Source organism: Clostridium sp. 29_15 (assembly GCF_001916075.1).
GTDB lineage: Bacteria > Bacillota > Clostridia > Clostridiales > Clostridiaceae > Clostridium > Clostridium lentum.
In genome coordinates this window covers 1-21077 of the sequence record NZ_MNRT01000039.1, presented here as the reverse complement: position 1 = coordinate 21077, position 21077 = coordinate 1, and the positions used below count along the sequence as shown (strand labels likewise).

General features: G+C 26.5%; 16 protein-coding genes, 2 CRISPR repeat arrays and 2 riboswitches. Of the genes, 1 reads left to right on the top strand and 15 read right to left on the bottom strand.

Annotated elements, in window-relative coordinates:
• Window positions 1-4 precede the first annotated feature (4 nt).
• Window positions 5-274 carry an acylphosphatase gene (locus BHW04_RS09410; RefSeq protein ID WP_302631026.1) on the top strand — a complete coding sequence of 90 codons (270 nt, stop codon included), beginning with the start codon at window positions 5-7 and terminating at the stop codon, window positions 272-274.
• A 37-nt stretch (window positions 275-311) separates the two neighbouring features.
• Here the strand turns inward: BHW04_RS09410 and BHW04_RS09405 are convergent, their stop codons facing one another.
• From BHW04_RS09405 to BHW04_RS09335, 15 genes are all read right to left on the bottom strand, one after another.
• Window positions 312-1274 (bottom strand): glycoside hydrolase family 73 protein, encoded by a 963-nt coding sequence (locus BHW04_RS09405; RefSeq protein ID WP_302631027.1) that lies wholly within the window; start codon window positions 1272-1274, stop codon window positions 312-314.
• Between the two features lie 146 nt (window positions 1275-1420).
• Window positions 1421-2797, bottom strand: coding sequence for an alanine/glycine:cation symporter family protein (locus BHW04_RS09400; RefSeq protein WP_302699445.1), 1377 nt, complete (start codon window positions 2795-2797; stop codon window positions 1421-1423).
• A gap of 101 nt (window positions 2798-2898) precedes the next feature.
• Window positions 2899-2985, bottom strand: a riboswitch (glycine riboswitch).
• Window positions 2986-3062: riboswitch (glycine riboswitch) on the bottom strand.
• Window positions 3063-3119: 57 nt separating this feature from the next.
• The gene (gene leuA / locus BHW04_RS09395) at window positions 3120-4787 is read right to left on the bottom strand and encodes a 2-isopropylmalate synthase (RefSeq protein WP_302699444.1); all 1668 of its coding nucleotides are present in this window, start codon (window positions 4785-4787) and stop codon (window positions 3120-3122) included.
• A gap of 125 nt (window positions 4788-4912) precedes the next feature.
• On the bottom strand, window positions 4913-5875 hold the full coding sequence (locus BHW04_RS09390) for a D-2-hydroxyacid dehydrogenase (RefSeq protein WP_302699443.1): 963 nt from the start codon (window positions 5873-5875) through the stop codon (window positions 4913-4915).
• A 65-nt stretch (window positions 5876-5940) separates the two neighbouring features.
• Window positions 5941-6717: a potassium channel family protein gene (locus BHW04_RS09385; RefSeq protein WP_302653264.1), complete on the bottom strand. Its 777-nt coding sequence runs from the start codon at window positions 6715-6717 to the stop codon at window positions 5941-5943.
• Window positions 6718-7118: 401 nt separating this feature from the next.
• Window positions 7119-10486: a CRISPR direct-repeat array (repeat unit 29 nt; unit sequence ATTTACATTCCTTATAGTTAATCTAAAAC).
• A gap of 190 nt (window positions 10487-10676) precedes the next feature.
• Entirely contained in the window at window positions 10677-10940 is a 264-nt protein-coding gene (gene cas2 / locus BHW04_RS09380) for a CRISPR-associated endonuclease Cas2 (protein ID WP_302631269.1), read from the bottom strand.
• Between the two features lies 1 nt (window position 10941).
• On the bottom strand, window positions 10942-11925 hold the full coding sequence (cas1b, locus tag BHW04_RS09375; RefSeq protein ID WP_302631270.1) for a type I-B CRISPR-associated endonuclease Cas1b: 984 nt from the start codon (window positions 11923-11925) through the stop codon (window positions 10942-10944).
• A complete protein-coding gene (gene cas4 / locus BHW04_RS09370; protein WP_302631271.1) occupies window positions 11925-12446 on the bottom strand; it encodes a CRISPR-associated protein Cas4 in 522 nt (173 codons plus the stop codon). The genes cas1b and cas4 overlap by 1 nt, the downstream gene beginning before the upstream one ends.
• Window positions 12447-12525: 79 nt before the next feature.
• Window positions 12526-14853, bottom strand: a complete 2328-nt coding sequence (gene cas3 / locus BHW04_RS09365) for a CRISPR-associated helicase Cas3' (RefSeq protein WP_302631272.1) — start codon at window positions 14851-14853, stop codon at window positions 12526-12528.
• 49 nt (window positions 14854-14902) lie between these two features.
• The gene (gene cas5b, locus BHW04_RS09360) at window positions 14903-15643 is read right to left on the bottom strand and encodes a type I-B CRISPR-associated protein Cas5b (protein ID WP_302699442.1); all 741 of its coding nucleotides are present in this window, start codon (window positions 15641-15643) and stop codon (window positions 14903-14905) included.
• A 9-nt stretch (window positions 15644-15652) separates the two neighbouring features.
• Entirely contained in the window at window positions 15653-16534 is an 882-nt protein-coding gene (cas7i, locus tag BHW04_RS09355) for a type I-B CRISPR-associated protein Cas7/Cst2/DevR (RefSeq protein ID WP_302631273.1), read from the bottom strand.
• Window positions 16527-18200, bottom strand: coding sequence for a type I-B CRISPR-associated protein Cas8b1/Cst1 (gene cas8a1 / locus BHW04_RS09350; RefSeq protein ID WP_302631274.1), 1674 nt, complete (start codon window positions 18198-18200; stop codon window positions 16527-16529). Before cas8a1 ends, cas7i begins: the two co-directional genes overlap by 8 nt.
• A gap of 12 nt (window positions 18201-18212) precedes the next feature.
• The gene (gene cas6, locus BHW04_RS09345) at window positions 18213-18947 is read right to left on the bottom strand and encodes a CRISPR-associated endoribonuclease Cas6 (protein ID WP_302631275.1); all 735 of its coding nucleotides are present in this window, start codon (window positions 18945-18947) and stop codon (window positions 18213-18215) included.
• 69 nt (window positions 18948-19016) lie between these two features.
• Entirely contained in the window at window positions 19017-19649 is a 633-nt protein-coding gene (locus BHW04_RS09340) for a WYL domain-containing protein (RefSeq protein ID WP_302699441.1), read from the bottom strand.
• A gap of 57 nt (window positions 19650-19706) precedes the next feature.
• The gene (locus tag BHW04_RS09335; RefSeq protein ID WP_302699440.1) at window positions 19707-19952 is read right to left on the bottom strand and encodes a helix-turn-helix transcriptional regulator; all 246 of its coding nucleotides are present in this window, start codon (window positions 19950-19952) and stop codon (window positions 19707-19709) included.
• 251 nt (window positions 19953-20203) lie between these two features.
• A CRISPR array of direct repeats spans window positions 20204-20956; the repeat unit is 29 nt; unit sequence ATTTACATTCCTTATAGTTAATCTAAAAC.
• Between the last annotated feature and the right edge of the window lie 121 nt (window positions 20957-21077).

The following is a 21077-nucleotide window of genomic DNA, read 5'->3' as shown; positions in this document are numbered from 1 at the left end:
AACTATGGTAAGATACTATATAATATGTGATGGTAGGGTACAAGGAGTTGGATTTAGATATTTCTGTCAGATGAACGCCGCTGAACTTAATTTAACTGGTTATGCCCATAATCTTAATAACGGCATGGTAGAAATTGAAGTTCAAGGCTCTGAAGAAAAAATAAATATATTTATTCATAACATAAAAAAAGGTAATTTCTTCATAAGAGTAAATAACTTAAGCCAGAAGAAAATAGATTTACATCCTTCTGAAAAAAAGTTTTCAATAAGATAACGAAAAAAGGACTGAAAAAAAGTCCTTTTTTCAATTATCAATCCTCCCTTTCCACTTTTGTATCATATAACATTAAATTGTAATTCTTAATTATATTAATAAGCTTATCAGCATATATAAGCTCTCCAGCTTCATTTTTAGCAGTACTATATCCTGCGCTTTGAAGGGCTAAAGCCTGACTTCGATAGTCTTTTGCAATAAATACACCATTAACGGTATATCTTTCATTTTCATATAAAAATAGTCCATGATCTTCTATCGATTCTGCTTTGCTATCATACTTCCTAAAACTAGCCTCAATTACATCCGAATAATTTTCATTTGTAGTCATAGTAGCTATATCCCCATTCCATCTACTATCAGCTTTAATGCCAAATAAATTATTATGTTCCATTGCTAACTGTGATTTTCCCCATCCAGACTCTAAAATAGCCTGTCCTATAGTTATAGATGGCAATATACCATACTTCTTATAATTGATATATGCCTGCTGCTCTATTGATTCAATAAACTCTATCTTATCATAATCGTAATATAATCCTTCATATAGTGAGCAGTACTTTATTTTTTCTAAATACTCATTTGCTTCAACAATCTGTTCTTCTTCAAGTCCTAAATCTTCTAATACACTTTGAAAATTCTTAATCTTATATAGTGCATCTACCTTTTCTAAGAATCGTTCTGCAATCATAGTCAAATCATCATCTTGAATTAAAGTAGAGTTTCCATCATACAATACCATGGCAATGGCCATAACCTCCTGCCAATTAACTTGAGCTCTTCCATAACTCACTGAATCAGCTATATTTATGTAATCCTCCATCTGTTCTGCTGTAAATATTTCCTTCTTTAAAATATCTATATTAAACATATTTATTACTATAGAAAACGTAAGTAAAAAAACACTTATAAACAATATTACAAATATCGTTACTGAAGTTGTTTTATTTTTTTCAACCTTATATTCTTCAATTCCATTATAAACACTCTTATTTTGCACTCTTTTCACCTCCCTCTTTAATTATATATATATTCTTTGAATTATTTATTACATTACTATTACAAAAAAATTAAACAAAAATAATAAAAGGTATTAACATACCATATCTACTCCTTAATTTGTTAATACCTTTTATACTTATATTTTTAAACTTTTTCTATCTTTAACTCTTCTTTGGCAAAAAATTCTTCAGTTTCGCTAATTACTACTTTTCTAAGAGCAATAAGTCCCACCAAATTAGGTAAAGCCATTAATCCATTAACTATATCTGCTATCACAAAAACCGTGTCCAACGATAAAAATGGCCCAACAGCAACAAATGATATAAATACTATCTTATATAATTTTATACTCTTTATACCTGCTAGATATTGAAGACACTTTTCACCATAATAATTCCAACCTATAATTGTAGTAAAGGCAAAAAATATAAGCCCTATATTTACAATAAACTTTCCAATACCTGCTATAGGAAATGCTGTTTCAAAAGCAGCTGTTGTCATAGCCACACCTTCAAGTCCACTATTAAATGCTCCTGTCAATACAAGTGCAAGACCAGTCATTGTACATATTAATATAGTATCAATAAATGTTCCTATCATTGAAATAAGTCCTTGTTTAACTGGTGATTTTGTTTTTGCAGCTGCAGCTGCTATAGGTGCACTTCCAAGACCTGCTTCATTAGAAAAGATACCTCTACCTATACCTCTTTGAATTACTGTTTTAATAGTAATTCCAGCTGCACCTCCCAGTGCAGCCTGGGGATTGAATGCACTGCTCACTATCAACAGAATAGCCTCTGGTATCTCCTTAAAATAACATATAAGTATTAGTAAGGCTCCTATAATATAAAGTGAAGCCATAAATGGTACTATTTTTTCTGCTACTTTAGATATTCTTTGAATTCCTCCCAATGTAACAGCAGCAACTAATACTGTAATTACAGTTGCTGTAATCTGGGGAGGAATATTAAAACCTTTAGTAACTGCATCTGATATAGATTTTACCTGCCCAAATGTTCCTATTCCTAAAAGAGCTACTGCTAATCCAAAGAAAGCAAATAATTTTGCTAAAAGCTTATTGCCTGTTCCCTTCTCTATATAATACATAGGGCCTCCACACATCTGACCATTTTCATCACATTCTCTATACTTTATAGCTAAAAATCCTTCTGCATATTTTGTGGCCATTCCTACAAAAGCTGCAAGCCACATCCAAAGTATTGCTCCTGGTCCTCCTGTTCCCACAGCCGTTGCAACCCCTACAATATTTCCTGTTCCTATGGTTGCTGATAAAGCTGTACATAGAGCAGCAAAGCTAGATATATCACCATCTCCTTTAACTTGGTCTTCATCCTTAGAAAATAAATACTTAAAAGCAAGTGGAAGCTTGGTTATCTGTAAAAAGCCTAACTTTACTGTAAAATATATTCCTGTTCCTACTAAGAGAATTAATAGTGGTGGTCCCCATACTAAATTGTTCATTAAATTTAAAATATTTTTTACTATCTCTAAAAATTTCATAAAAAAACCTCCTATTATTTTAGGAGGAGATTAATAAAAATATTATATATAATTATATTTAAACTTTTAAAATATTTAAGAAATTAAATATAATATTTTTATTTAATCCCCTGTCCTTTTACCTGAGAGTTTCAACATTTCTGTCTTGCTCCTTCGGTGCTCAAAAATTTTGAGTCTCTCCAAGGGCTCGTCCAATAGCGGTCCTACAAACCTGAAAGATTTACTTCTTCGGTGGATTATTAAATCGCTCTCCCACTACCTTCAACCGAACATATTATTTTGTTAGATTAATTATATACTTTATGATAAATTTTTTCAATATTTATCTATATAATCTGTTTATAGCACTGATCATAGCCTTAATAGAAGCCTTAGTAATATTACTATCTACACCTACACCAAAAGTTTTTATAAAGCTATCCCGTCTCTCCATATACACATAGGAAGCCGCTTCCGCTTCTGAACCCATGCTTAAGGCATGTTCTTTATAATCTAATATTTTAACATTAATCAATTTGCTTTTTGATAATCCATTTAAAAGAGAATCAATAGGTCCATTTCCAATTCCCTCAATGATATGTTTTTCATTTTTAAAAGTTATTTCTGCCTTTACTTTTGTATTTACCTTTTCATTTACCTCTACTATATCTTCAATATTAAGGTTATTAAGCTTCATGGGCTCTTTTATATCTAAGTATTGTTCTCTAAAAGCATTCATTATTTCATTCGGTTGTACTTCACCTTTTAACTCTGAAATTTTCTGAACTACTTCTGCAAACTCTTGTTGCATTGATTTTGGAAGCTTATACCCAAAACAATGATCCATAATAAAGGCTACTCCTCCTTTTCCTGATTGGCTATTTATTCTTACTAAAGGCTCATATTCTCTTCCTAAATCAGTTGGATCTACAGGTAAATACGGTACTTGCCATATGTTCTTATGCCTTTCATTATATTTTTTTATTCCCTTATTTATTGCATCTTGATGTGAACCTGAAAATGCTGTAAAGACTAAGTTTCCTGCATATGGATGCCTTACATGCACTGGAATCTTTACACACCTTTCATATATTTCAATTATTTCATTGATGTTTTCAATATTAAGCTCCGGATTTACTCCATGAGAAAACATATTATAAGCAACTGTCAGTACGTCTACATTACCAGTCCTTTCACCATTACCAAATAAAGTTCCTTCAACTCTATCAGCACCAGCTAAAAGTGCCATTTCAGCATCAGCTACCCCTGTTCCTCTATCATTATGTGGATGTACACTTATAATAACATTTTCTCTAGATTTTATACCCCTGCACATATATTCAATTTGGTCTGCAAATATATTTGGTGTATCCATCTGCACTGTTGATGGCAAGTTTATTATGACCTTATTATTCTTATCTGCTCCCCAAGTTTTTACCACTGCATTACATACTTCAAGAGCATAATCCATTTCTGTCCCTGTAAAACTTTCTGGAGAGTACTCTAAATATATTTTCCCTGGAAATGATTTTACATATTCCTTTACAAGTTTTGTTCCCTCTATAGCTATTTCTTTTACTTCACTTTTACTCATATTGAAAACAACATCTCTTTGCAGTATTGAAGTAGAATTATAAATATGAACTATAGCCTGATTTACTCCTTTTAAAGCTTCAAAAGTCTTTTCTATTAAATGCGGCCTAGCCTGAGTAAGAACCTGCACAAGCACATCATCTGGAATTATATCCTCTTCAATTAACCTTCTTAAAAAGTCATATTCTATTTTTGATGCAGAAGGAAACCCTACTTCAATTTCCTTAAACCCAAGCTTTACTAAGAGCTTAAAAAACTCTACCTTTTCATCTACAGTCATTGGATTTATTAATGCTTGATTTCCATCTCGTAAATCCACACTACACCATATAGGCGCTTTATTAATTGTATTATTTGGCCATTTTCTATCCTTCAATTCTATAGTTTCAAATCTTTTGTATTTTTTATAATTTAACATTTAATAGCCCCCTTAAAAATGTTTATATAAAAAATCTTCACCCTTCTAATACTCTCAATCATTACTTTTAAGTATTCTTTTTTATTATATTATCTAATTAATACTTTTTTGTCAATATTTTACTTTCAGTTTTCTACTCTATTTCTCTCTTCCCCATTATAGAAAGCTTCTATATTACTTATTACCTCATCAAATAATCTTCCTCTAGCTTCTACACTTGCCCATGCAATATGAGGTGATAAAATAAGTTTTTCTTTATCTTCAACTTTTAATATTGGACTATCTTCTTTTATTGGCTCAATTTCAAATACATCTAGAGCAGCACCTTTTATTTTTCCTTCATTTAAGGCTTTAGCAAGATCTTCTTCACATACTATAGGTCCTCTACCCATATTTATTAAAATAGAGCTTTTCTTCATTTGACATAATGCATCATAATTTATTAATCTATCAGTCTTTTCATTTAATGGTGCATGAATAGATATTATATCGCTTTCTTTTAATAATTCCTCAAATGAAACTCTTTCAAAGTCCTTAGATGAATTTTTTCCTGATGTAGAGTAATAAATAACTTTTGCACCAAAGGCTTCTGCTATATTAGCCACTCTTGTTCCTATATTTCCCAAACCTATTATTCCCCATGTCTTTCCTTCTATTTCATTAAAAGGTTTATTTAAACATGTAAATAATCCACACTTAGAATATTCACCACTCTTTACAAAATTATCATAATAAAGTACTTCATCCATTAAAGCTAAAGCTGTGGCAAAGGTATGTTGAACTACAGTACTAGTAGAATAACCTGCAACATTTGTTACAGCTATGTTTCTTTCCTTAGCATATTCTATGTCTATATTATTAAAACCAGTAGCAACTTCACAAATTAACTCTAAATTTTCTGCTGCTGATAAATTTCCTTTATCAAGCACAACCTTATTAGTAAATACTATATGAGCATCCTTAATCCTTGTTCTTACTTCTTCATAAGAAGTTGTATCATAATAAGTAAAATTCCCATACTTCTTTAATTTATCATAAGATACATCGCCTAAGCTTTTTCCATCTAATATAACAATATTCTTCTTCATTTTCTTCTCCTTTACATTAAATTTAAATACTTCATCAATACTTAATCATTATATCACTATATCTATTATTTCTCATGCTTTTTTAAAGATGATAATACTTTTATAATTGTATCTATATCTTCATCACTAAGCTCTTCATAATTATCTAGCTTTTCTTTAATATCTTCAATAATATGACTTTTGTAATTATCTGAACTCTTACTTCTTCCGGAATTCACTATATATAATGTTATTGTAGTAGTAATTACTCCAATAACCCCAATTCCAATTATCATAAGTATAACAGCAAAAATTCTACCTAACTGTGTTTTTAAAAGTACATCTCCATAACCAACAGTAGTAAAGGTAACAAAACTCCACCAAAGAGCATCTTCAAGACTTATACCTTCTATAGTAGAAATAATTACTGCACCAATAACAATTATTATTACTGATATAACCAGCAAAAAATTAAATTTATTTTTTCTTATTTCATCTCTTACCTTAACTTTAAATTTAATGATATTTACTATAACCATAAAAACTTTACATAGTCTAATTACCATATATGCAGGAATAATTTCAGTAATCTTCACTACTTTAAAACATTTCAAATATATTCTTATGGAGATAATTGATAAAAGATCAATTATATTTTCCTTAAAAAACTCCTTCTTATTCTTACTTAATACTAATCTGCCAATATAATCACCAATGAATATAAGCCTAATAATATTTTCTATATAATAAAATGATAGACGTACTTCTTTAGGAATACTTACAAATATATCTATAACTATTATTAAGCTTAACATTAATGCCAATAAACCTATAAAATAATCATATACGCTCTTTTTATTCATATGCCTCTTCTCACTTTTTAAAAGATAATATATTAATTTATATGTAATCTACATAATTAAAATTCTCTATTGTAATTTACTTTATATTCTAACACTTCTCTAAACTCTGACTAACTGATTTCACTAATTAATTTAGCTAATTTATGATTTTTTATAATATTTTTAACTAATAAATCTTTTTTGGATTAATTATTCTTTATTAGTTATATGTTTTCACTATCAACAAGCATTAAAATATACTATTGATTTCTTTGTGTTTCATATACTAAAAATATCTTTATTACCTAAATATAAAAATTAAAAGTAGGTAAATTTGTTTTATGTAGATATATTGAATAAAAGAATTAGATACTAATTTAAAAACATGATTAAAAATGCAGAAGAGTGACTTTAACTATATAATTTACATTCCTTATAGTTAATCTAAAACAACCTACTTTATTTACATCCTCTTCCTCTGTAGCCTATTTACATTCCTTATAGTTAATCTAAAACAAACAGTAGAACTTCCATATACATTTGCTCTATTTGGATTTACATTCCTTATAGTTAATCTAAAACTATACGAGATTTTTTCATTGTAACTATACCTAACGCAATTTACATTCCTTATAGTTAATCTAAAACAAGATGGATTGTTAACTACTACAAAATGCAAACGAGGATTTACATTCCTTATAGTTAATCTAAAACATATTAGATGATGAAGAAATAGAGTTAAACAGGGATAATTTACATTCCTTATAGTTAATCTAAAACAAGTATGACAGATGCAATAGAAACTGCTATATTTCAATTTACATTCCTTATAGTTAATCTAAAACTGAAGAAACGATAACCCAATTAATTAATAAAGAAACTATTTACATTCCTTATAGTTAATCTAAAACAGATATAATGCAATTAGCTATGATAAAGAATATAGAATTTACATTCCTTATAGTTAATCTAAAACCAGATATAGATAATGGAATTGTATATGATATAGAAACATTTACATTCCTTATAGTTAATCTAAAACTAGCGATAAAGTAGTCGCTGACATAGTTATTACTAGATTTACATTCCTTATAGTTAATCTAAAACGCAATGGATTTGTCATTGAATCTTCCAGCTTTTTGTGATTTACATTCCTTATAGTTAATCTAAAACTTACAGGGTAAGATTAAAGTTGAACCTGTGAAGGAAAATTTACATTCCTTATAGTTAATCTAAAACTTGTTAATTTCTAGTGTTAAAGTTGAATTAAAAAAGATTTACATTCCTTATAGTTAATCTAAAACTTATATCTACGCCTAATTTTACGGCTACTCCTAATATATTTACATTCCTTATAGTTAATCTAAAACTTAGAAGCAACTGCCGGCTCTAAACTTGCGACTTTACATTTACATTCCTTATAGTTAATCTAAAACAGTAGCAGAATTAGTAGAAAAGAAAAACAGAGATTAATTTACATTCCTTATAGTTAATCTAAAACGAGAACAAATATGTTACAATCTAATTGCGATTCAGGATTTACATTCCTTATAGTTAATCTAAAACGCAAGTTGCTATAGATACTATAAACACTTTTTTAAGATTTACATTCCTTATAGTTAATCTAAAACATCTAACTGCTTTAGTTGATGTAACCTCCGATATCAATTTACATTCCTTATAGTTAATCTAAAACTTCTTCGTAATCTTCAAAAAGTTCAGCAGCACAATGATTTACATTCCTTATAGTTAATCTAAAACCTTCAAATTCAACAACATATAAATTTTCTTTTACCCAATTTACATTCCTTATAGTTAATCTAAAGCAAATTCTGGAGTAGATATAATACTATCTTTAGTTAAATTTACATTCCTTATAGTTAATCTAAAACTTTGTAGTATTGGCATTGATATTATTTTTCCCTTTATTTACATTCCTTATAGTTAATCTAAAACTTAAGTAAAGATTATTCAGCTCAAGAATTGATTTCTTATTTACATTCCTTATAGTTAATCTAAAACGCAATGAGAGTTCATAAAATGAGTTATAAAAATTGTAATTTACATTCCTTATAGTTAATCTAAAACCCTAATGAATTTCAATTTGAAGAGGTAGCTACATATAATTTACATTCCTTATAGTTAATCTAAAACGAGAATAGAAATTCGTAATGACAGCGCAGTTCTAGAATTTACATTCCTTATAGTTAATCTAAAACGGTTGAAATCAAAGCTGGTGACAAACTTGAAGTATAATTTACATTCCTTATAGTTAATCTAAAACCCATGATACAAATTATTTTATCAACATAAGTTCTAGCATTTACATTCCTTATAGTTAATCTAAAACCAAATTTAAAACTTCCCTAACTTCTTTAATCATCATATTTACATTCCTTATAGTTAATCTAAAACATCTTCAATTTGATTTAAAAAATCTACTATATCTTGATTTACATTCCTTATAGTTAATCTAAAACCCAGATATTACTGATTTAAGACAAAATAGTTCTTATTGATTTACATTCCTTATAGTTAATCTAAAACGTAAGACTACAGAACTTGCAGCAGATGAAATATTTAATTTACATTCCTTATAGTTAATCTAAAACTAGCAATAGTTTCAACACTCAAAGTATAATTTTTCCTATTTACATTCCTTATAGTTAATCTAAAACGATAATCTTTTTGACTAAGAAATTCTTTCTTGAGAATATTTACATTCCTTATAGTTAATCTAAAACGTTATAAAGTTACTTGTATATCTTGTTTTTTCCTCTAATTTACATTCCTTATAGTTAATCTAAAACTGGCAATAGTTTCAATACTAAGCGTATAATTTTTTCTATTTACATTCCTTATAGTTAATCTAAAACCAATTATATGTAAAGCTAGTAAGTGCATCGAATTCTATTTACATTCCTTATAGTTAATCTAAAACTGCCTTTTTCGTCATGTGATAGGTTTTACCTTGACCATTTACATTCCTTATAGTTAATCTAAAACGATGCTCATAATATTAGCCTGTTCCATTTCATCTTTATTTACATTCCTTATAGTTAATCTAAAACTTTGAAGTATCAACAGTTGGTGCTTCAACATTCATATTTACATTCCTTATAGTTAATCTAAAACGCAAACAATAATAATATGCCTTTTTCGTCATGTGATATTTACATTCCTTATAGTTAATCTAAAACATAATGTAACAACTAATTTATATTTATTTATTCGCTATTTACATTCCTTATAGTTAATCTAAAACCTACTTTGAGATTCAAGAGCAAAAACAATATAAGCAAATTTACATTCCTTATAGTTAATCTAAAACAAGTAACGATAAATATTTGTTTTTCGAATGTAACGGATTTACATTCCTTATAGTTAATCTAAAACTATACACTTTACAATTTCATAAAGATTTATATTTAGAATTTACATTCCTTATAGTTAATCTAAAACTTTACAAGAAGTAAGAATTTTGATGAAAGCTATAATTATTTACATTCCTTATAGTTAATCTAAAACTTTGACCACAGTAATTTTACTTTTTCTTTGTATAAAGAATTTACATTCCTTATAGTTAATCTAAAACTTCGCATAGCGAAATAAATTTGTCAATTAAATCTGTATTTACATTCCTTATAGTTAATCTAAAACTCTGCTTAAAAAGTCAAGTTCTTCAGCAAATACCTCATTTACATTCCTTATAGTTAATCTAAAACAAGTGCTGATGTAAAGAAACTTCCCCTTGTCCTTTCATTTACATTCCTTATAGTTAATCTAAAACCCCCTAAATACTTTAATAGTTTTTCTAGATAAATAGCTACTTAAGCCAATTTATTTTTATTATATATTACTTTAATTTGCAGTACATCGTCAATAATATATTTATATATTTTTAAAAATACCATGTTAACATAGATATAGTGCCGCTTAAGAGCTCATATTCTAGAAATTGATTTACTGCATTAATAAATTTATATAAATAAATCATCATAATTTTTTTCAAATCCGACTATATCTTTATTTATATTATTACTATTTTTGACTCTATAAATATACAAAGAATCCTCTTCTTTATTTAATATCTTATTTAGTTCTGCTAAACACTTCTTTAACTTAGCTTCTGTAATTTCTCCTTCAAACACAGAATTCTGAGTCCATATTAAATACATCTTTAACTTTTTTCTTATTTTATTTACTCTCTTTTCACCTACATCATAAGTTATTATTACGAACATTTTACCACCACACCTTTATTGCTTTATATTCTTCTTCCCCAATAATTGCTTTAATTAACTTATAACATTCAAGCTTTATTAAATACCTATATGATACTTTTCTATTTAATGTCCTATGCTTTATAGTAGTATTTAATTTATTTTCATACTCTCTTATAAATTTCTTTTTACCATTGTCATTTAAGTAACATAGACCTTCCTCAATGATAAAATCTTTTTTAGTAATCATATTTTTATTTATCAATGTAAAAATAACCGTATCTATAATTAAAGGTTTAAATATTTCTGCAATATCTAAAGATAAAGAAAATCTTTTTGTAGAAGGTTCATGTAAATAACTTATTGTAGGATCTAGCTGTGTTTTATAAATTTCTCCTAATACGGTTGTATACATCATCGAATTACCAAATGATATAAGAGCATTTATTGGGTCTATTGGTGGCCTCTTTTGTCTACTTTTAAAAGTAAAATCTTCTTTTAGAAAATAATTAAAAGCTTCATAATATTTTTTACGTCCTCTTCCTTCTGCCCCCATAAGCTCACTTATACATTTTGAATTATTCATATTTTTTCTTTCCTCTAATATTTTATCAATAATATCTTTAGGTACATTTTTATGTCTTCTTATATTCCTCAACATATTATGGAATGCAGAATCAATAAAAGATTTTGCTATCTGTAATCTAATTTCATCATTTAAATATGCTTTAGCTTGATTTACTACAACTACTCCTGATAGATTTTTCTTCTTAGAATAATAAGTACCACTATAAAACCCATAATAATTATAAATACTTATTAAAATACTATATTTAGAAATATAATTTAAAAATTTAGTATTAAAATCAACCTCTCCAAATAAATGCAATCTTTCTATATCCTCAATTGGAATACCTTTTTTATTATCATCAGTGTCTATAAAATAAATAGTATTATCCTTCCTTCTAATTCTTCCATTAGAAAAAATATAATAATCTCTTCCCATCAGTCTATCTCCTTTACATAACAAAATTCATAGTATGAGCATTTATTACAAATACTATATTTTTCTATCTTTGGTGGGAGCTTTAATCTTAATATTTTATTTATATCTACTAATGTAGTTTCTATTTCTTTTTCATATTCCTCAGTTAAATTTACATGCTCTACCTTCTTTTCCTTTACATAATTTAAAGTACCTGTTTTATTAATTCCAAGTTGCTTTAAATAATACAAATAATATAAAAGCTGCATCCTATCTGATGATTGCATCTTACTGGTCAATTTTACTTCTCTTACACTGTCTTTTTCTAATATATCTATTTTTATAATTCCATCAATTAATTTTTCTTTATTCACTTCCTTAATTTTATAAGAGTCCTCATGAGTAATTCTTCCTTGTTGTACCCTGTCATTATCACTTTCCATACATATTCCCTTAGAAAATAACCACAACTTTCTTTTGCATATATAGTAGTAATTAAATTTAGTTCCTTGAACCTTAAAATCATCAAAATTAAATTCCATATACCCTCCTTATACTAAATAAAATCCATAATTGAATCATATCATCAATTATGTACATATTTAGTATCTAATTTATTTATTATACAAACTGATCTTCTGAAAAACCTTTTTCTCTTTTATAAGGAGTATATCCCCCACTAAAAGAATAATCCCCTTTTACTATATAAATAGTTTCATAACTATTTACCTCTATACTCTCCACTATACCGCCTTCTCTTTTTACTCTATCAAATATACCTTCTGAAACTGTTAATGTTTTTTTCATAAACTCTTCCTTAAGTTGAACTCTCTCTGAAAAATCATTAGCTACCTTAATTCTATTTATAACTTCATTAATCTTATCTTTATTAATTTCATATATACATAAAGGAATTATAGCTTTTGATACTATATCCCTTAACCTCTCTTCGTTTTTCTTTAAATCATATGGAATAATTCCTTCATAATCATCTATTATCTTTTTTATTTTCTTAAAATAGTTTGAGTTCTCTAAATGTTCCACAGAATAAACTTCTTCTACTAACTTCATTTTTTCCAACTCATTTAATTTCATATTATTATATTTTAATATAGCATCTCTTGACTTTTTAAATATATCAATATCTATAATTGAATCATACTTAGACACATCATCTCTAATTCCTGAAGGTAAAGTACTATTCCCTACAAATACGTGTATATTAACTTTATCTTCTAATAAACTTCTATTTCTAAAAACTCTTCCCATTCTTTGTAAAAGGCCACTTATATCTGAAAGTTCTGTATATAATACATCAAAATCAATATCTAAACTGGCTTCTACAACTTGTGTTGTTATCCAAATTCCTGAAAAATGATTTTTTAATTGTCCATCCCTAAATATAAACTTCTCTTTTATATATCTGTCCTCTTTAATAAATCTACTATGGAACATATAAACTTTATCTTTAAATTTATTATCATTTATCAATTCATTATAAAGTTCTTGAGCTCTATTTACTGTATTTACAATTACTAAAACTTTTTGTCCTTTATACGCATTTTTTATCTTCTCTGCAGCTATATTTTCCTCAAATACTCGAACTTTATGTCTTAGCATTACTTTATTATTTTCCATTTTCAAAAATGGTTTGCTACACTTCTTATAATCATCATTACTTTTAATTCCTACATACTCCATAAAATATTCAAATATAGGAGGAAAAGTAGCTGTTACTATTGCAAACTTTCCTCCCATCTTTACAATATCTCTCAATGCTATAATTAAATATCCAATCATCTCTGGAGAATACATTTGTATTTCATCTATTACAATTTTTGAATAACTTAAAGTAGCTAACTTTAACTCAAACCCTTCATATTTAAAAATAAAATCAATTAGCTGATCTAAAGTACATATTGTTAATGGATATGATAATTGCTTTGTTGCATCTAAGCAATTTCTTTCGATGATCCCTCCAGCTTCTCTTTTCATATATTCAGCAGCACTATCAGAATGAAGTAGAGCTGTTTTTTCTTTCCCATAGCTAATTTTTGATACTACTCTATCATATATAGAATTTATTGATACTCTAAGTGGCAATGTAAAAAATCCCTTATTATCGCCAATCCATAATAATGAACCTTCTGTCTTTCCTATACCAGTCGATGCAACTATAACTAAATTTTCATCTTTATTTTTCTCCATATACTCTTGTAAATCATTTAATTTATATGGTTCAATTGACTTCTTAGTTAAATCTGTTAATCTACCTGGTTCTATTTCTACCTTTACATTACTACTTGCAGCAAAATCAATTTTATTTAATAAACCTTTTATCATAATAAATTTACTAGCAATTTCATATTGTTCAATGTTTAAAATGCTGTTTTCTATAAGTATTCTCTCTCTTATTATCCTCATAAAATCAGTACTTATTTCAATATTATTATCAATAAGCTTATCATACTTAAACTCATCTATATATTGGCTTAAATCTTCCCTTATTACCATTAACAACTCTGTTTTCCTATTACCTTCAAGCTTTTCTCTGTTGTGATGATAAAATATACTTTCATATAAAATTCTAATTTCTTCATCTGTAAAGTTATTATTTATAAACTCTCGTGGAATAAAAGCATTACTTAAATATCCATGAGGTATTTCTTCTACTTTCATTAATTTATCTTCTAGTAATTTTATCTGCTCTAATTTATTACTAGCTTCATATTGCCTATTTATATTTGATATTATCTTATTTTGAAATTTAGTATTCATTTTTCCAACATCGTGGTAAATACAAGCTATCCTTAATAATTCCCAATTAATATTTTTTAAATTTGGATATATAGATTTTAACAAATAAAATTCATCTAATAATTTATCAGTATGTTCCATAATAGTTTCTTTTGGATTACTTTTAGCTAAAAATAAATTTTTATTACTCATTATACCTCCCTCTAAAAAAGCAGTTATACAATAATATAACTGCTTCAAACTAAATAAGAAATACTATTTTCTTATCATTGTCTCTATGTACTTCTGTAAAATCAATGGTATTTTTACCACCAACACAATATGCTACCCTACTTTTTTCCCATCTTCTAAATTCCACACCTTTTCTTACTGTTTCCTTCTTATAAACCTTGTTAAGAGTATATATTGTAGCATTAGTATCAACCTCATTATTTACAACCTTATCTATTGGTATATAATAGTTAATATTTTCATCTAAAACTTCAAATTCTATACTTTCTTCATTTAGCTCTACAATTTTAACTTCATTTATCTGCACTATATCTTCACGCCTACCTAACGATAGATATTCTGTTGGATATTTAAAAGCATTATATATTTCATCAATTTTATTTTGATTTGTAGGACATATATGAATTATAAGATTAACATCAACTAATAATTCTGCTGTTGAAATTCCTCTTACAGCTCCATAAGTTTTATTATCCTTACTTTCAAATTTAAGTTGATGCCTATCTTCTCTATAATCTAAACCTGCAAATTCATATCTAGTATATAAATCATATACTATTGAATTAAAGTTACCTTGAATTGAAACATCCATAGGTTCATATTCACTATATCCACATGCAAAATGAACCATTCCTATAACTGTTGATGGAGGTGGTAATGGATAACTTTCTTTTAATTGAAAACTTGTAGGCTTTTTATAATTAACTAGATTTTGATATAAGCATAAACGTACTGCCTTTTTAGCACTCATATATAACACCTACTCTTTATAATAAGCGTCTACTTCGCCTTTAATCTTATCAAATAATTCAGACATATCAATTGCATTTAATTCATTGATAAGTTCATCATTATTTCTAAATATACCATTAATTAAACCAACATTTGTATTATCAGAAATTTCTTTGTCTAAATTTAATACACTTTTTATTGCTTCAATATTAATCATATTATTATAACATTTCACTCTATTTTCAAAGAAAGGATTCTTTATAGAATATACTCCTCCTATTGCAAATATTGGAGAAAGATTTTCCCTTCTTCCTTTTATATCTCTATATAAGAACTTAACTGCATCTAAAAGCTTTTTAACTCTTTCTGCCTTTTCACTATTTTCTATTTCAATTTTATCATTTTTATCAATACCAACTTTATCTAAATCTATAGTTATTGTATATGAGTAGTAAGATTTATGTATTTCACTTTGAGATATATTTGATCCATTTTTTTTCTTACTAACATCTTCATTATATCTATCTAACAAATTTTTATTAGTTAAAAAATCTAAGTCAGCATTAAATGTTTCAAGTGCAATTGCATTTGACAATCTTGTAACAGCTGGTCTTGTCCTTGTCGGTTTAATTGTTTTCATATATCCAAATAAATCAATCTCAGGATAGTCCTTAATTGTTGCATCTGGAGCAAATTGTATAACATCTTTATATAAATCTAATGGTGTATTATCACACCCCATTTGATTTATTATATTATATCTTAATGCTTGTCTTGATATATACGTATATGCTCTTCCACTGTCTCTTGATAGCTTTTTTAAAGAAGTTACATTACCTATACCTTCACCATAATTTGCACTTTCTGCTTCAAAAACAAAAGTCATTGTTAAGCCCTTTATACTATTCATTACCTTCATCTCCTTTTTTAGAGTCTTTATTTATTTCACCTTGTAATCCTAAAATAAATGCATATCCTATATTTTGTAATCTATCACTATCACTAAGAGCTAAGGAAAATCCCTTTGGAATACTTTTCCCTAAATACATATAAGAATTAATTGTTGTATCCATAAACTTGCTTGAATCTTTAATTTTAATTGAATTTAGTAATCTATAAATAATACCCACTAATTTTGCTTCTGCATTTTTTTCATAATAGCTTTTTCTTAATTCATAACCATAGTTTTCGAACTTATTTATATCATCAATCCTCATTGCCTTTCCTCCTAATAAGAAATTATTGATTATAATAATATTTCTAATTGCTTTAATATTATTAAACTTACCATCTAAATATATAAATAGAAGTTTATTTATTAAATCAAATAGATTTTTACCTTCATATATTCGGTTTATTACCTCATTATATAAATTTATAGAATACTTTTCTGTTATCTTTACTTTTATTTTTATTAGATACTCTAAATTTTTCTTATTGCGATATATCACCTTCATAATATTAGGTGATAATATACTAAAACTATACGGTCTTAATGAATTGTTCCCATCTATCTTAACAACTTGTATATTCTCAAATTCATTCTCAATATTTTTGGTATACATATGATCCATTGAATCTATTACATTATAGTAGGATAAATTCTCCAACTGGGAAAAGGTTATCTCCTCATTCATTTTTGTAATATTTGCCTGACATAAAACATTAATATTATGATTAAAATTTATAAAAATACCTTTATTATTTATCGTTTTAAATCCTATGGGCAAACATGAATATAATAAATTACATACTGGACAAATATAAGCATCTCCATTCATATTCCAGAAATGAGAAGACTTTCTCCTCATATCAACCCCAGTTTTAACTAGCCATGTTAAATCAAAAGCATTTGGTTTATTTAATGTCTTTATCTTTTTATCACAAGTAAAGCAATTATTCTTATAAAGCTCTGTATCACTATTAATATAATTAATTGTAGAGTCTATAAAATCATTTTTATATAATTTGTACATATCTTTATTACTATTGTTGCTTAATAAGATACTTATGTTATTCCAAAACGGTTGAATATAATCATACATAACATTTTTAGCTAATATTACTCTTTTTACATCTTTTCTATTAAACCAATTAATTATATCTACCATTAAATTTAATTGAATTAATACACTGTCTTTAAAGTCTTCAGGATTATCTTTCTTCTTACAATTAATCTTTTTTAATTCACTCTCTTTACCTTCTATCCAAGCTCCATCCTCAAGTAAAAGATAGGCACTTTTATAACTAGAAGATTTAATTATCTTTTTAACATCATCGATTATCTTATTAAATTTCTTTATATTTTCAAAAGTAATCGCTTGCTTGTTTATACCTTCTATTGCATCTATATATCCAACCAATTTATTCCAAGATACTCTTTTGCCATATTCCTCAAATATAGTTTCAAAATAAGCTTCTTCAAATCCATCTAACATTGCTGAATCAAATTGAATATAATTACTTGCAATTTCAATATTTTCATTACTTTTTCTTTTGTTTTTTAATACTTTTATAATCCCTACTATTGATGCATTCTTTAACCAATCTCCACTCTCAATTTTTATCAAAGCCAAAATACCACCTCCTTATATTAAATCTATTAAACCAAATCCTTCACTTCTTCTAAAACCTAAGCCTGCTTCTAGTAAAATTTGAAGGTCGTGAATATTTCCTTGTAAATTAAAAACTCCCTTATATGCATCAATAAATATAAATTTCTTTCCAGTCACTTCTTGGAAACCTGCAATTTCCTCTTTAATTACAACCTTTTTCATATCTATAGGTGAAAACTTAATTCTTTCAGTTAATCCCATTCCCCTAAATGTCTTTAAATATATATCAGATATATAATTAAGTGTTTCTTCAAAACTATCATCATAAATATCTATAGCTTTTCCTTCTTTATCCTTTATAAAAATAGGAGATAATGTTTTACAAACTATGCTATTCGTAGTTACCTTATTTTCCTTAAGTAAAGTAACCTTAACAACTTCTAATTTATAATCTTTATAAGTAAAACTCTTATTTCCTAAAAGTCCGTTATAAATTGCAATTCCAACATTATAATTACTAGTACTAATTGTTACTATAATTTTTCCATTAACATCTATATAGCTCTGAGAAACTTTAAAATCATTAAGATATATAGAAAAGGTAAAATCTTTTATCTTCTTATTTTTCTTATCTTCATATTTATAAATACTATTAAATAATTCTGTATCCCCATCTGAAATAGCTCTCTTAATTAAGCTACAAATCATAAATCTATTGCCAATAGGAATTTTTTTATCTAAAGCATTTAATTCTATTTTAAACCTCATAACTTACCTCCTATTATTAACTTTAAATTAAATATAATTTATATCCCTCCCAAAAACGGTCATGGATTTTCAAACTTTTAATTTTTTTATCATTTTTTCTAATTCTTCTTTCAATTCTTCTTTTAATGATTGAGGCTCCAAAACTTCTACATGACTTTGCATAGATAATATCCAAGAAACTATTTCTGGTCCACCTTTCATAGTTGCTTCAAATAATATTCTTCCATCTTCAAATTCAGTTATTACTTGATTATCTACCCATATTCTCTCACTAATTGTATTAGCCATAGGTGGATAAACTATTAGCTTAATATTATAACTTTTTTCAAAGAAAATTCCTAAACTATTTTCTTTAGCATCTTTTAAATAAACATCAACATTAAAATCACTTACAAATTTAAAGCTTGTTTTAATCATATCCTTTATTCTTGTAAGCTTAAAATATCTTATATCATTCTTAGTTAAACATTTAGCTATTAAGTAATATTCACCTTTATATATAAATAGTTTAAATGGTTGAACTTTTCTTCTAGTTATTATTCCTCTGTTAGATTTATATGAGATAATTATTTCATTTTTATCCAAAATTGCTTCATAAATTTCCCCTTCAAATTTACTAATATTAAAGTCATCTCTAATTCTTGAATATGGTATTATCTCTGCACTAAAATCTTTTTTACTATTTAATATTGAATAATTCATCTTATCTAAAGCTTTTTCTATTTCTTTATTATTAATATATTGAAGCGATTTACTATATTATTTTAATAATTCAATTTCTTTATCAGATAATAACTCCTTAAATGGAAAGTAGCTATCTACTAATTTATAACCACCTAAAGGTCCAGGAATAGTTTCAATAGTAAACATTGAATCTAATTCTTTCTTATATCTAGCAATTTGCTTTTCACTAACCCCTAAATATTCAGCTAGCTCTTGCCTTTTTATTACTCCCCCATTTCTTAATTTAAATAACATTTTTAATGTATTTTCTAATGCTCCCATATTGATCCCCATTTTTTTAATTTTCTATAGTCAAATTTTAAAATATATATTCTTATAAACTTGTATAACTTTGTATAATATTGTATTTTTATGTTACTTTATTTTTAAATTAACCGTCAATATTATATTTATATAATTTTAAAAAACCTTTAACACATTTGCAGTGGAATTAAAATAATATTCTTTGTATGGTGTAAATTCATTACTTAAAATAATAAAGCATAGATAATATAAAACTTATCTATACCTTAATTTACATTCCTTATAGTTAATCTAAAACAATAGAAAAATCAGCAGGATGTGGACAAGATAAATAATTTACATTCCTTATAGTTAATCTAAAACCTACACAAATTCAAACTAAAGTATGGGCTATTACAAAATTTACATTCCTTATAGTTAATCTAAAACATACTCTATAGGCTGTCAAGAAAATATCACAGAAGATGAATTTACATTCCTTGTAGTTAATCTAAAACTTTAGTTACAGATGCCTGTAGTGCTTTATTATTGGAATTTACATTCCTTATAGTTAATCTAAAACCCAATTAATAATCCTGGTAGTTTGAAGATTATTTTTAATTTACATTCCTTATAGTTAATCTAAAACATAGTGGTAGTGTACCATAAAATATATCAATATCATCATTTACATTCCTTATAGTTAATCTAAAACATTACTTACAATATCATCTTTTATAAATTTAGAATCATTTACATTCCTTATAGTTAATCTAAAACGTAGAATTGGTCAAGATGGAATTACTTATAATAATATATTTACATTCCTTATAGTTAATCTAAAACCTTCTATAGCAAATAAATATTTTTCTTTTAATGTAAAATTTACATTCCTTATAGTTAATCTAAAACTGCATCATTTGCAGTATTATGTACTGTTATACCTTCATTTACATTCCTTATAGTTAATCTAAAACCAGTTGATTTAATTGACAAATTTAATTCGTTATGTGAATTTACATTCCTTATAGTTAATCTAAAACTCGTTGTTAAAAATAACAGTGGTGTATAGGAGACACTATTAGTAGACCATAAATTTCATTAAAAAGTAGGCCACCCTTTATAAAAAATACCTCTAAAACACATAATAAATTGGAAATAATA